Raw genomic sequence first — 14,188 nt, 5'->3', positions numbered from 1 at the left:
CTATATTTATTGCTACGTAAAACAATGGTAAATCGTATCACAATTTGGTGTGGCAGTTTTTGTGTTAGCGCAACAACCGCTGTTTTATGGCCCGAGTTGCCATCGCTAAACCTAGTGATGACGCTTGCCATAGGTGGTGGTGTACTGCTGTTCCTATCAAAGTGCAATTTTTACCTTTATTCAATAAGCGGCGGTAAACAAACGTCTTGGATGAAGTTTGTACTTATTGCAGTAAGTGGCACATTAATAGGTGCTACATGGATGGCGAGTTTAGGGTATTGGCACCTATCTTGGCAACTACCACAGAGCAAAATTCAACAAGATGTCACAATTAATGCGACGGTTGACCGGGGAGGCTGTCTAAGTGGTCAAAAAAGCGTCGTGAATAATCAAGAAAATAGAGTACACACACAAAACGCGGAAAATATCGACAGTGCAGTAAACGCAGAGTATGAAAAAGATGAACCGCGATATATGTCGTATGTCGTCAACGTCAACGCCATAGACGATATAGCACTGAAGTTCACTCGAAAAATGACATTGAGCCATCGCATGATGGGTACCTGTTTACACAACGGAGACAAATTCACTGCCACAGCAAAATTAAAACCGGCCTACGGCACGCTGAATCCAGTAGGCTTCAATCGACAACAATACCTTGCCAGCCAAGAAATTGTGGCTACGGGTTATATCAAACATTTACACAGTGAAGCCGTGGTTCACAACCATAGTGTTCGTCATAACATATCCGTTTTTTTATCTACGCTGCCACTTGATCAAATGCGTTGGTTTCAGGCGTTATTGATTGGTGAGCGTAGTCTGTTAACCAAAGACGACTGGCACACGATTGGGCGAACCGGTACCGCGCACATTTTCAGTATATCGGGAATGCACTTATCCATTATCGCCATGACGGTATTTTATGTATGTAGCGCGCTTATTTTTGTTGCCAGTAGCATAATAAAAAGGAAGTACGATTTCATAAACCTAAGGCGCTACGTATTAATGACTTTGGTTTGTAGTACGGCACTGTATGTGATGTTAAGCGGGATAGCATTGCCAGTAGTCAGAGCCTTTGTTTTATTGGTGGTGGGTATTGGCTTTGCTGTATTTAATAGTGTGTTACGGCCATTTCATATGGGCGTTTTCATGTTGTTTACTTGTATTGTGTTGTTTCCCTTGTCGTTGCTACAAGCCAGTTTCTATTTAAGCATAGGCGCGGTGATAAGTATTTGGCTGCTGAATTGGCGATTTCGATTCCAGGCAATGCCGTGGTACAAAGCTTTATTTTGCATTCAATTAGGGGTAAGCGTTGTAATGGCGCCTATCACGCTATTGTGGTTTGGTACGGCTAGCACTATTGGCATTATCACTAATCTTTTTGTATTGCCTGTTATTACGCTTGTTCTTCCTGTGGCACTGCTTGCAGTAATGGCGGGGTATTATATTCCTACAAGCTTAGACTGTGCTATTTGGGTGCTACTTAAAATAGATAAGGTATTAGGCTGGCTTTTAACCTGGTTAAGCGACGCGGCATCTTGGCCAATAAGCGCAATTCACTTCTATCCCACCACGGGTTCAATGCTGTGCCTGCTTATCGCCATGTTATTAGCCATTTTACCCAGGTGGCGATACAAATGGGCCTGTGTGTTATTGCTAATACTGCCAGTTAGTCTCTCTTTTATTCATTTTTCTCCAACTCGATGGTTTGTTAACGTGTTTGATGCTGGCCAGGGAACTGCTATCGCGTTAACCAAAGGGGAACATGCCATCATTGTTGATACAGGGCCTATGTATAACGGTGAAGCGCCATTAGCGAGTCAGGTTATACCTGCATTCCTGAAGCAAAATAACAGCGAACACGTAGATATGGTTATTCACAGTCATGGCGATACTGATCATGCAGGAGGAAAAGCCGCATTGAGTGCCTGGTTAGACACCAAAGGTATTAAACCCGCATGGATAAGCCCGATAGACGGATGTGAGCGAGGAAGGGTAATTAACTGGCAAGGGTTAACGCTTACCTTTTTATGGCCTGAAAAAGGAAATCAAAAAGACAATAATGCTATGTCTTGCGTGATTAAAATTGAGGATGGACACCACAGTGTTCTGATTCCTGGCGATATTGAACGAGCCAGTGAGTACGCCATACTACATGCAGAAAAAAAGCGAATGGCAGCGGGAATTGAAGCGGGAACAAACGGTATTCAAGATAATAAAAGCAACGTTGAAAAAACAGCAGTGCGTGCTGATGTGTTAGTTGCACCTCATCATGGCAGTAAAACTTCATCTACCGACATATGGATTCAACGCGTCTCTCCTGATGTGGTTATTTATACCCAAGGATATGAAAATAGGTGGAAATTTCCAAGCCAATCGGTCTTTTCTCGCTATCAGAAATATGGCGTTCGCCAATTTACCACCAGCGAATTTGGTTTCATTCGACTTGAGTTCACAGAAGGTGGCTATATAGTTAGGTCAGAACGAAAAGACGCCCAAAACCGTTGGTATTTGCCAAGTTACACACCTAGACACCTTGTTTCTTCAGAATCTGAAATGAAGAAAGAGGAAAATTTTTAATCAAAGCATGGGGTTGATTAGGGAAATGACTCAAGTACTAGTACAATAGCGAGGGTGAAAGTAATGAATAACGAACAGGTTAAAACACTTTGATGCAACAAACCGATCCGTCGGCCTTCCAGGTTAAACGCTTTTTACGCTATCTGCGTGAATTTAAACTCCCTTTCTTCGTTGCCGTTATTGGCATGGTGGGCTACTCCGCGGTAGATACTTTCGTATTTGCACAATTGCAGCCCATGATTGATGAGTCGCTAGGGAAAAATGATCAGGCGTACTTACGATTAGCTGCGTATGCGATAGTCCCGTTGTTTTTATTAAGGGGCCTATTTAACTTTCTTGGTACCTACACACTAACGTGGATTGGTTCGCAGGTCGTCATGCGCATGCGACAACAGTTGTTCGATAAATACATCCATTTGCCGGTGTCTTTCCACGATACCCAAGCAGTGGGCGCGTTAATTAGTAAAGTGACCTACGACACAGAACAAGTTGCCAATGCTTCTGGTAAAGCCTTGTTAACCTTGGTACGGGAAGGGGCACTTGTTATTGGATTACTCGCGGTCATGTTTTATTACTCATGGCAGTTATCTCTTATTTTCTTGTTAATTGGTCCCTTGGTTGCCGTTATTGTCTCATTCGTGAGTAAGCGCTTTAGAGTGGTGAGTCGAAACATTCAACAAGCGATGGGCAATTTAACATCTGCGGTAGAGCAGGCGGTAAAAGGCCATAAAGTGGTCATTATGTTTGGTGGGCAAACCATCGAACAAAAACGCTTCGAGCAGAAAAATAATAATAACCGCCAACAAACCATGAAGCTTGCGGTTACCCAGATTTTAAGTGTGTCATCTATTCAGGTTATTGCATCTGTGGCGTTAGCTGTAGTGCTCTATATTGCCAGCACGCCTGGCATGGTTGAAAAGCTCTCTGCGGGTGTATTTATTAACGTGGTGTTTTGTATGGTGATGCTACTTAAACCTTTAAAACAACTGACGACGATTAATAATGAGTTTCAAAAAGGCATGACTGCCTGCGTGAGCGTGTTTGAAATTCTAGATAAAGAAAACGAAGCTGATTCAGGCGACATAAAACTAGAGCGTGCAGTCGGTAAAATTGAATTCGATGATGTGACCTTTACTTACCCTGGAAAGCATTCGCCTGCGTTAACGAATGTGTCGTTTACCGCAGAACCTGGCCACTCTGTTGCTTTGGTAGGGCGTTCTGGAAGCGGAAAGTCGACCATTTCGTCGCTGCTTACCCGATTCTATTCACCACAAAGTGGGCAAGTCAGGTTGGATGACAACCCTTTAGACAGTATCGATTTAAAATCACTACGGGCGCAGTTTGCGGTAGTGTCGCAAAACGTAACATTGTTTAACGATTCTATTGCCAATAACATTGCTTATGGTGCAAAAGAAACCGTGTCGCAGGCCAAAATTGAGCAAGCCTGCAAAATGGCTCACGTCGATGAGTTTTTGGGTAATTTACCTGAAGGTATCGATACTGTTATTGGTGAAAATGGCCTTATGTTGTCTGGCGGACAGCGTCAGCGTATCGCTATTGCCCGCGCTATTTTAGCCGATGCGCCTATTCTGATTTTAGACGAAGCGACCTCGGCGCTAGATACGGAATCGGAAAGACTTATTCAAGATGCACTAGAAACATTACAAAAACGATGCACCAGTATTGTGGTAGCCCACAGGTTATCGACGATTGAAAATGCCGACACTATCATGGTGGTTGAGCAAGGTCGCATTATTGAAAGTGGTAAGCATCAGGAGTTACTTGAAAAAGGTGGGCATTATGCTCAGCTGCACGCGCTGCAGTTTGGTGATAACTAAGTGAGTCGTATGGTGAAGCGCTGGTACGCTGGTCACCCGCTAGTGTGGCTGTTATCGCCACTTGCGATACTTTTCTGGCTGTTATCAGCTTTTCGAAGGTTTTTGTTCTCTACCGGTCTGAAAAAGGTGTATCGAGGCCGTGCTAAAGTTATTGTCGTAGGCAATATTTCGGTTGGCGGGAACGGTAAAACACCCGTGGTACTTGCACTTGCGCAGTATTATCGCGAAAAAGGTGTTCGAGTTGGTATTTTAAGTAGAGGGTATGGGGGGAAGTCTAGCTATTATCCTCGTCAAGTCACGGCTAATGATGATGCCAGTGAAGTAGGGGATGAACCTCGACTACTGGCCATTCGAAGTCAAGTACCCGTGGTGATTGACCCTATACGTAGCCGGGGCGCCGATTATCTTTCAAATGATCTTAATTGCGACCTTATTATCTGTGATGATGGCCTTCAACATTATGCATTAGCAAGAGATGTTGAAGTGGTGGTAATGGACGAGCGTTTAACCGGCAGTGGCTTTTTAATACCTATGGGGCCGCTTAGGGAAGGTCACTGGCGGCTGGCAACAGTAGATGCCATTGTGCATAACCGTGCTGACAATACGTTACCAGACCTTACAGCAGGCCAGACACCTCAGTATCTTATGAAGTTGGTAGCCGGTGAAGTGTGCTCTGTTACAAACCCCACCGAGCAGGCTGAGTTGACTAGCTTGCGCAGTAAGAATATTACTGCCATGGCAGGTATTGGTGCGCCTGAACGTTTTTTCTCGCAGTTAACGAGTATGGGGTTAAACTTGTCCAGTGCATTACCGTTTCCCGACCATCATCAATTTACCGCAGATGATATCCCATCGGGCGTTGTGCTAATGACCGAAAAAGATGCAGTGAAGTTAAGTGATATCGCTCACAGCGATTGTTGGTATTTGCCCGTTTCAGCAAGTATCGATAAGAAGTTTTTCACACAAATAGATAACAAGCTGGTTAATGCTGGCTTAACAATGACGCCTTAGCAAGCAAGGAAATACAATGGCATTTGATAACAAATTATTAGAAGTACTGGCATGCCCAGTGTGCAAAGGCAAGTTGGTGCTTAATGATGAAAAAGATAAGCTAATTTGCCGCTTTGACCGTTTAGCTTACGATATTAAAGACGGTATTCCGGTGCTTATCGAAAGTAAAGCAACGGTAATGACACTCGATGAAGTAGACGCAACGCGATAGGTGTGTGATGGCATTTACAGTAGTTATTCCCGCACGATATGGCTCTAGCCGCTTTCCAGGTAAACCTCTGGCTGATATTAACGGCAAGCCCATGATTCAGCATGTGGTAGAACGTGCCACTGAAGCGGGTGCTGAGCGAATCATTGTCGCCACTGACGACATGCGCATTGCCGATGTTGCTAACCAATTTTCTCATGTATGTATGACCGCCGATACACATCAGTCTGGCACCGAACGTATTGCCGAGGTAATTGAGAAAGAAAACATTGCCGCTGATAGCATTGTGGTTAATGTACAAGGCGATGAACCTTTCATTCCGGCGGCAAACATTAAGCAAGTGGCGAGTAATTTGTCGAATGCACCTCAATGTGTGATGGCTACCTTGTCTACGCCTGTTTTAGAAAGCGACGATGTATTTAACCCTAATATGGTTAAAGTATTGGTAAATGCACATAAAGAGGCGATGTATTTTTCTCGTTCCGCTATCCCATTTGAACGTGATCGTATGATGGAAAACCGTCAAAGTGCTGATCCTAAATTGTATTTTCGACATATAGGCATTTATGCGTACCGTGCACAATACGTGCAGCAGTATGTTAGTTATCAGCCTAGTGCCCTTGAGCAAATTGAATCTCTCGAGCAGCTTAGGGCATTGTGGTATGGCGACAAAATCCATTGCGACGTAGCAGATGCTAAACCACCCGTTGGCATAGACACGCCTGAGGATCTTGCGCGTTTGCTGGCATCGTTAGGGTAGGCCGCGCTTTTTATTCGCTTTTTTAGCGGCTCAAAAAACGAGTAATCATCAAAAAAAGCCAAAAGATATTCCGGTATTCAAATGCAAAAATGATTAGCCTGCTGAAAGGCTAATTAATCATTGCCAATAAATGGTTAACACAGGCTTTCAGTGTGAATACATGCCATCGACTTTTTTCGGCATAGCACTGGTATTTGTATTTATATTTGTAGCGTGCAGCATATAAATAGGGAGCGTTAAAATGAACGTAGTCATTACAGGGGGTAACCGCGGTATTGGTCTAGCCCTGGTTAAGCAATATAAAGCGAAAGGCGCGACGGTGTACGCCACCTGTCGCAATAGTTGTGATGAGCTTAATTCATCTGGCGTTAAAGTGATAACGGGTGTTGATGTATCGCAGCCAGATACGCTGGCTGATAGTTTAGCGGAGCTAGCAGACGTTAAGATTGATTTGCTCATTAATAACGCAGGTGTGTTAGGCAAAGAAACCTTAGACGACTGGGAACCTCATACCATAGATTATCAGTTTAGAGTGAATGCGATGGGGCCTCTGCTTGTCACACAAACTCTTCTTCCATCAATGGCCGACAACAGTAAAATAGCCATGATCACCAGCAGAATGGGTTCTATGACTGATAACACTTCTGGCGGTTACTATGGGTATAGAATGTCGAAAGCGGCGTTAAATGCTGCTGGTGTGTCACTAGCGAACGATCTCAAGCCAGAAGGAATAGCGGTAGGTTTGTTTCACCCAGGCTTTGTTCAAACTGAAATGGTTAATGGCAGCGGCGATATTGATGCAGATACTTCTGCTGAAAGATTGGTCGCTCGTATCGACGAAATGACCCTTGATAGCGCAGGGCGTTTTATACATTCAAATGGTGATGAACTGCCTTGGTAAGTGCGCAGTAACATCCGTCTGATGTGCTTTCGACATACTCTTAACTAAAAAAAACCGGTAGCTCCTTAGGAACTACCGGTTTTTTGTTTATTATATTGTCATTGTTTTGAACGACTTGTTGAAAACCTAGTGGCCATTTCTATGATTAATCTTGGCTTTCGTCTTCGTCTTGATCTTCAGACAGCACAGCCCACACATCGTGTTCGTTAGCATGAATGACTTCAGCCCACACCCGTTGACCAGGTTTCACGTCATAGACGCCATTTAGGTGAACTAACCCATCAACTTCAGGTGCATCGGCATAAGTTCGCCCTACAGCGCCTTCGCTGTCTACGCTGTCGATAACTACTTGGTATTCATTACCAATGCGCGCTTGTAAACGCTGTGCACTAATTTCACCCTGAACTTCCATGAAGCGCGCCAAACGTTCTTGTTTAACGTCTTCAGGTACAGGATCAGGTAAGTCATTGGCACGAGCTCCTTCAACCGGTGAGTAAGCAAATGCGCCCACACGATCTAGCTGTGCTTCACGAATAAAGTCGAGTAACTCTTCAAACTCTTCTTCAGTTTCACCCGGAAAACCTACGATAAAGGTTGAGCGGATAACCAATGAAGGGCAGGCTTCACGCCATTTCTTAACGCGCTCAAGCGTACGATCTGCACTACCTGGGCGTTTCATTAAGCGTAAAATACGTTTGTTGGCATGCTGAAACGGGATATCAAGGTAAGGTAGAATTTTACCTTCATTCATCAGTGGAATAAGGTCGTCAACATGCGGGTAGGGGTACACGTAATGTAGACGCACCCAAATGCCCATCTCACCCAGTTTTTCACACAATTGCTGCATGTGTGTTTTAACGGGCATACCATCCCAGAAGCCTGTTCTGTGCTTCACATCAACACCGTACGCACTGGTGTCTTGTGAAATAACCAATAGCTCTTTAACACCTGCCGCTTTCAAGCGCTTTGCTTCATCAAGCACACTGCCCACCGGACGGCTTACAAGATCGCCACGCATGGAAGGAATGATGCAGAAGGTACATCTATGGTTACAACCTTCTGATATTTTTAAATACGCGTAATGACGAGGCGTAAGTTTAACACCGTGATCGGGCACTAAATGTTCAAACGGATTATGTTGAGGCTTAGGTAAATGTTCGTGAACTTGCTCAACTACCGATTCATAAGCGTGAGGGCCGGTAATAGCCAGTACATTAGGGTGTACTTCACGGATTTCATCTTCTTTAATGCCCAAACAGCCAGTTACAATGACTTTGCCGTTTTCTTTAAGCGCTTCACCAATGGTATCAAGTGACTCTTCTACCGCCGCATCAATAAAGCCGCAGGTATTAACAATAACCAAATCAGCATCGTTGTATGTAGGCACAACATCGTAGCCCTCAGTACGCAATTGCGTAAGAATGCGCTCGGAGTCTACCAAGTTTTTTGGGCAGCCTAAGCTGACAAACCCAATGCGGGCGCCGTTGCTTGCACCTGAACTACGATTTTCAGTCAGTGTTTTGACTGGTGTTTCTAAAGTAGTGGTTTTGTTTGCTGCTTTACTTGGATTAAAGGTTTCTACTGTCATCTAAAATATCACCCGGTAAACGACGCTACTTGTGCCTAAAATGGCCGCGGATTATACAGTAAGTATGGCGGGTTCGCAGCTCTTTGAGGTAAAACTTTTTCAACTAAGAACAATACTGTCTATTAGTGGAATACTGAACAAAAATTCATCATACTCTTTTGCTCTTCTCGCATAAGTTTCACGGCAGGGCTTCATGGGCAGTTTTAAGTGCGGAAAAACGTTACCCATTCTATTTAGCTTGGTTATGTTTGGCTTAGCATCATGTTCTTCAGACTATTATAAATCTGAGCCACCATCACTCACATTGCGCTTGTCTAATGCGCCAGAATACACCCTTGATTATATTAAGCACACCACCCGTGAGCTTTATTGGAGCTGCGTGACCATATTGCCTCGTTCGACAGAAGGCTTAATTAACAGCTTGTTGTGTACACAAGCGCTACTTGGGCGGGATGATGTCAGTGCTGACGAGCGCCAATTTGCACTAAAACGTCATCGAGATGCGCTAATGAGTTTGCTGACATTGCGCATGTCGGGAAAAGAAGATGAAGCACATTTTCACACCCATTTGAATTTAGACCAGCCAATCATTTTTGCATCTAGAATGCTGACTTCAGAAGATGCACTGCAACCCAACATTCTAGGAGAGTACGGCGTTGCCGTGGTAGTAAGAGAACAAGCAGCCACAGAAACTGAACAGACCTATTACCCTCAAGAAGGGACTTACAGCAGTTACACATTGATGTTTCAGGGCATTAAGCTAGATGGTAACGAGGTGCACATAACGTTAGATGCTCAGAAAATTCATGGCCGAACCACGGTTCGTGTGGGTAATAACGCCTATATGGCTCGGTACTCTCCAAGTGCCAGCTATTTAGCCTTACTAAATGATTCGATAGTCGGAGGGCTTCGCTGGAAAGGCTTTGTGGGTACTAAGCAGGCAAAAGCCCTTAGAGGAATTTATGTTATTGGGGAAATGTCTGACACCAAAATTCCCCTTATTATGATCCATGGTCTTAATTCCGACCCCTTGATTTGGCGTTATTTGACTATGGCAGTAATGAATGACGAATGGTTGAACGAACGCTATCAAGTTTGGCATGTGCTTTACCCCTCAGGTCAGCCGCCACTGTATAGCGCCATGAAAATTCGAAGAGAGCTTGATGCGCTACTGACCACCATTGATAACCCACTAATCACTCGCGAAGCGGTATTTATTGGGCACAGTTTAGGAGGGCTTATAACCAAGTTACTGACAGTATTGCCTGGCGACGCCTTTTGGAATACCACCTTTGCTGTCCCTCCTGAGCAGCTTGAAGAGTCGATGTCAGAAGATATTCGGGACACCTTTTTCTTTGAACCTAGATTTACAACGAACACCGTTTTCTATTTAGATACGCCCCACAAGGGGTCGGCGTTAGCGGCGTCGGCAATCGGGTATATTGGTTCATCGTTGGTGCAAATACCCTATGAACTCAAAAGTATGTTTGTTGAGTTACTCGATGAAAATGGGCTCGACATTGTTCAGTCAGACATGCAGAGTTATTTAACCAACACTAAATTTAAAAGTCTGGACTCATTAAAGCCAGGTCACCCCTTGATGAACACCTTGTATCCTATGCCTATTCAAGGAAATGCCTATTCCATTATTGGGTCGAAAAAAGAAACTGAATGTGAAAAAAGGGAAGTGTGTTTATTACTCACTGATGGCGTTGTGACCTACGAAAGTGCCGATATACCGGAAGCCTTAGAAAGACTCATTGTTGTGTCTAAGCATAATTCGTTTAAATCACCTGAAGCCGTGTCGTTTATATTAAAACATTTATAACTATGCCAAATTGCCTGATATTTTCTTTTAGCGCTTTAAGTTTGCATTATTAGCCCAATAATAACTGGGTTATTAATTATTCTTTAAAGCAAGGCTATTTGTTTTTCATGCTTAAACTGCCATTAAAATATTACGATGAATCCGGCCGAATTTTACCGCCAAAATGGCTGTACGTCATACTGGCGCTATTTAGTTTGGACTGGATTGCGTTTATTTTTTCGCTGGCCTCGCGTTCGCAAACTGAAGCGTTACTTAAGCTGTTTTATCCTCAAAGTGAAAGTTTAGGCTTGGCATTACTAAGCAGTGTACCGATAGTGTTAGGGCTTGTGCTTATATCGCAACGTGAAAGGCTATGGAAAAAGGGGATCACAGGGTGGTCTCGCGCATTGTTGCCACTTATTTTAGTGGGCGTGATAGCGTCGTTGAGTGTACAGTTTTATCATATTGTGTCAGTACATTGGGGGTTTGAAATGATAACTGCCATCAAGGTGGTGGTGTCTATTATCAGCTTATATTGTATTAGTCGAAGTCGGCATTTGCGCTGGATGATACAAGATTGGAAAAAGCCTCATTGCGAGTAATTTGGTATCAAATTACGAATAAATAAAACAAACACAAAAGTGCTTAGTAAAGGTGTTATTTTTTGAGAATTAGATAAGGAAAATCCTAGTGCCTTAGTCGCGTGCGAGGCAAAAAGGTATAAGCCCCACACGATAAAAGTGCAAAACAGACTGTTTACTGGCGGTGATTACTTACAGATTGATCGAAATAAGCTTTAACGCTGACCTGGCTGTCGTTCACTAGCCGTTCGTAACAAATACCAGCAAAGGCATAAGAATTCTCACCGACCACTAATAACACGTAAGGTGCTTTAGGGTTCGATTGGTCATAAAGCCATGTTCCACCCACAAAACGTTGGAACGTTTCTCCTACATACGCGCCAAAGATATTACAAATGGTAAAAACTGCTTCATCTTCTAATGCACTGTCATGATATTTGTCTAAAAAGCTGAGCAAAATATCATCTACAAGTGAAACACTTTCAGCAGAATACTCTAAGGTTAAACTGAACTCTTCTTGGGCTGTAGCAACCGCATCTTCTGCGCAGTCCTTCATTAATTGTTCGAGCTCTATAGGTGACATTTTATTATCCTTCTGACTTAACCTTTACGCGATAGTGTGATGTTCGCTATCGTCATTTTTAAACCTGCTAACAACATTGTGCGGTAGTTATTCCCGTTTGTCTATTTATGACCGGTTAAGCGATTGATTACACTGGCTGATGCGAACATACCAAAGGTAGCAGTTACCGTTACGACCGCGCCAAAACCGCCTGCACAATCTAGCCGCGTTCCGCCTTCCATTGCCGATTTGTTATAACACACGCTGCCATCAGGCTGGGGATAACGCAACTGCTCGGTTGAATAGATGCATTCAACCCCGAAGCGGCGTTTAGGGTTTTTACTGAAATTGTAATTGCGTCGCAATTCACTGCGCAATTTAGCCGCAAGAGGATCTTGGGTGGTTTTTGATAAATCGCCCCGGGTCACTTGAGTAGGGTCAATTTGTCCGCCCGCACCACCAACAGTCACGATAGGGATTTTTGCGCGTTTGCAATGGGCTACCATGGCAGCTTTTGCTCTTATGCTGTCAGTTGCGTCAATAACAGCATCCATAGCTTGGGTTAACAGTTCTGCTGTGTTTTCTGGTGTGACGAAGTCTTCAATGCATACCACTTCGCAATTTGGGTTTATGCGTTTAATACGCTCGGCAATAGCGTCAACCTTCGCTTCGCCTATGGTATCGGCCATCGCATGAATTTGTCGATTGGTGTTGGTTACGCATACGTCATCTAAATCAATCAGGGTGATTTTACCAATACCAGAGCGCGCAAGCGCTTCTGCACTCCAACTTCCAACACCACCAATACCCACAACGCACACATGGCTCATTGCAAGTTTTTCTGCGGCTTCTACGCCATATAGGCGCACGATACCGCCAAATCGTTGATCTTCCAATATACTCACTTTGTATTCCAGTTCTTGCTATGCCAATAGCCGCATTGTTTAAGCGCTGCGTTAAAACTGTTCAGCCATTACTCGTTAACCGGGGAAAAACAGAACAGTATAAACAAAAATTAAAAGCTTTTACTCAAGGGGCGCATGATCGCAAAAAAGGGCAATATTGCAAGGGCTCTTCTCTGATCTGCCAGTAAGACATGTCAAAACCGTACGATATTGCCATTTTAAAAATGGGTTTAGCTACTGAAGTCGTGCCGATTTCCACAACAATCATCGATAATATGGACGTTAGGTAAAGGTGCTATACCTATTCTTTATCTATTCGTTCTAAAAACTAGGAAGTTAAATCCAAAAATACAGGCATTACGTTCAAAGTTATACATGATTGAATAACACGTTTTGAAACGAATGCTTGGAGAAATAAATGGGATTGCTTGTAGACGGAATATGGCAAGATAAATGGTATGACACGAGTGAGAATGGCGGTAAATTTGAACGTCAAGCGTCGAAGTTTAGAGGTACGATAGGCGGTGAAGCAGGAGCCGAACACCCACCAGAGTCTGGTCGATACCATCTTTATGTTGCTTATGCCTGTCCATGGGCTCATCGTGCGTTAATTTTAAGGCAACTGAAAGGGCTTACTGAACACATTGATGTTTCTGTGGTGAACCCCGATATGCTTGGGGATGGTTGGAGTTTTTCTGACTACCCAGGAAGTACCGGCGATAAGCTATATCACTATGATTACCTGCATCAGCTATACACCAAAGCAAAACATGATGTTACCACGCGGGTAACGGTTCCGGTGCTGTGGGATAAACAAACCCAGTCTATAGTAAATAATGAATCTGCAGATATCATTCGTATTTTCAACAGTGACTTCAATGCGCTTACGGGAGATAAACAAAATTTTTACCCCGCTGCGCTGCGCGAAGAAATAGACGATATTAATAATACGGTGTATCACGCTATCAATAACGGCGTTTATAAGGCTGGCTTTGCTACCACGCAAAGTGCCTACGAAGAAGCCGTTGAGGTCTTGTTTGACGCGTTAGATTCGTTAGAAACACGATTGTCGACACAACGTTATTTAGTGGGCCATCAAATTACCGAAGCGGATTGGCGCTTGTTCACCACCTTGATTCGCTTTGATGCGGTGTACCATGGTCACTTCAAGTGCAATATTCGCCAAATTGCAGACTACCCAAACTTGTACGGATATATGAAAGAGTTGTATCAATATCCAGGTGTGGCAAGCACAGTAAATTTTGACCATATCAAACGTCACTATTATTACAGCCACACCATGATAAACCCTACCCAAGTTGTTCCCGTTGGCCCAAAACAAGATTTAATGACTTCCCACAATAGAGAAAAAATAAAGTACGTTTAATTGCTTAGTAATTTGAAAAGCGCATTGCGCGAAGGTGAGGGGTTTTATACCATCTACTTT

The 14,188-nt window shown here is 43.7% G+C and carries 12 protein-coding genes; 9 read left to right on the top strand and 3 right to left on the bottom strand.

From position 1 onward, the window contains the following. The first annotated feature begins 24 nt into the window (after positions 1-24). The 6 genes from ALT761_RS10625 (at position 25) to ALT761_RS10600 (ending at position 7,298) form a co-directional block, all read left to right on the top strand. Complete coding sequence (locus ALT761_RS10625; RefSeq protein WP_129738608.1) at positions 25-2,580, top strand: DNA internalization-related competence protein ComEC/Rec2; 2,556 nt, start codon at positions 25-27, stop codon at positions 2,578-2,580. Between the two features lie 92 nt (positions 2,581-2,672). Beyond that, positions 2,673-4,418 carry a lipid A export permease/ATP-binding protein MsbA gene (gene msbA / locus ALT761_RS10620; protein ID WP_129738606.1) on the top strand — a complete coding sequence of 582 codons (1,746 nt, stop codon included), beginning with the start codon at positions 2,673-2,675 and terminating at the stop codon, positions 4,416-4,418. A 9-nt stretch (positions 4,419-4,427) separates the two neighbouring features. Then, positions 4,428-5,429 carry a tetraacyldisaccharide 4'-kinase gene (gene lpxK, locus ALT761_RS10615; RefSeq protein WP_129740617.1) on the top strand — a complete coding sequence of 334 codons (1,002 nt, stop codon included), beginning with the start codon at positions 4,428-4,430 and terminating at the stop codon, positions 5,427-5,429. 16 nt (positions 5,430-5,445) lie between these two features. After that, complete coding sequence (locus tag ALT761_RS10610; RefSeq protein WP_013783967.1) at positions 5,446-5,640, top strand: Trm112 family protein; 195 nt, start codon at positions 5,446-5,448, stop codon at positions 5,638-5,640. Positions 5,641-5,647: 7 nt separating this feature from the next. Next, on the top strand, positions 5,648-6,397 hold the full coding sequence (gene kdsB, locus ALT761_RS10605) for a 3-deoxy-manno-octulosonate cytidylyltransferase (RefSeq protein ID WP_129738604.1): 750 nt from the start codon (positions 5,648-5,650) through the stop codon (positions 6,395-6,397). Between the two features lie 241 nt (positions 6,398-6,638). Further along, positions 6,639-7,298: an SDR family oxidoreductase gene (locus tag ALT761_RS10600; protein WP_013783969.1), complete on the top strand. Its 660-nt coding sequence runs from the start codon at positions 6,639-6,641 to the stop codon at positions 7,296-7,298. Positions 7,299-7,443: 145 nt separating this feature from the next. Here ALT761_RS10600 and rimO read toward each other — a convergent pair whose 3' ends face one another. Next, positions 7,444-8,886: a 30S ribosomal protein S12 methylthiotransferase RimO gene (gene rimO, locus ALT761_RS10595; protein WP_129738602.1), complete on the bottom strand. Its 1,443-nt coding sequence runs from the start codon at positions 8,884-8,886 to the stop codon at positions 7,444-7,446. A gap of 193 nt (positions 8,887-9,079) precedes the next feature. Between rimO and ALT761_RS10590 the strand changes: the two genes are divergently transcribed. After that, positions 9,080-10,714 (top strand): esterase/lipase family protein, encoded by a 1,635-nt coding sequence (locus ALT761_RS10590; RefSeq protein ID WP_129738600.1) that lies wholly within the window; start codon positions 9,080-9,082, stop codon positions 10,712-10,714. A 107-nt stretch (positions 10,715-10,821) separates the two neighbouring features. After that, positions 10,822-11,295: a DUF2919 family protein gene (locus ALT761_RS10585; protein ID WP_013783972.1), complete on the top strand. Its 474-nt coding sequence runs from the start codon at positions 10,822-10,824 to the stop codon at positions 11,293-11,295. 154 nt (positions 11,296-11,449) lie between these two features. Here ALT761_RS10585 and ALT761_RS10580 read toward each other — a convergent pair whose 3' ends face one another. Both ALT761_RS10580 and tcdA read right to left on the bottom strand, forming a co-directional pair. Continuing rightward, complete coding sequence (locus ALT761_RS10580; RefSeq protein WP_129738598.1) at positions 11,450-11,857, bottom strand: hypothetical protein; 408 nt, start codon at positions 11,855-11,857, stop codon at positions 11,450-11,452. Positions 11,858-11,958: 101 nt separating this feature from the next. Continuing rightward, positions 11,959-12,741, bottom strand: a complete 783-nt coding sequence (gene tcdA / locus ALT761_RS10575) for a tRNA cyclic N6-threonylcarbamoyladenosine(37) synthase TcdA (RefSeq protein WP_372339288.1) — start codon at positions 12,739-12,741, stop codon at positions 11,959-11,961. Between the two features lie 418 nt (positions 12,742-13,159). Here tcdA and ALT761_RS10570 point away from each other — a divergent pair, with 418 nt between their 5' ends. Continuing rightward, complete coding sequence (locus ALT761_RS10570; RefSeq protein ID WP_129738596.1) at positions 13,160-14,128, top strand: glutathione S-transferase family protein; 969 nt, start codon at positions 13,160-13,162, stop codon at positions 14,126-14,128. Positions 14,129-14,188 lie beyond the last annotated feature (60 nt).

Source organism: Alteromonas sp. 76-1 (assembly GCF_900654235.1).
GTDB lineage: Bacteria > Pseudomonadota > Gammaproteobacteria > Enterobacterales > Alteromonadaceae > Alteromonas > Alteromonas naphthalenivorans.
The sequence above is the reverse complement of the archived record's forward strand: the minus strand, read 5'-3'. Positions and strand labels throughout refer to the sequence as shown.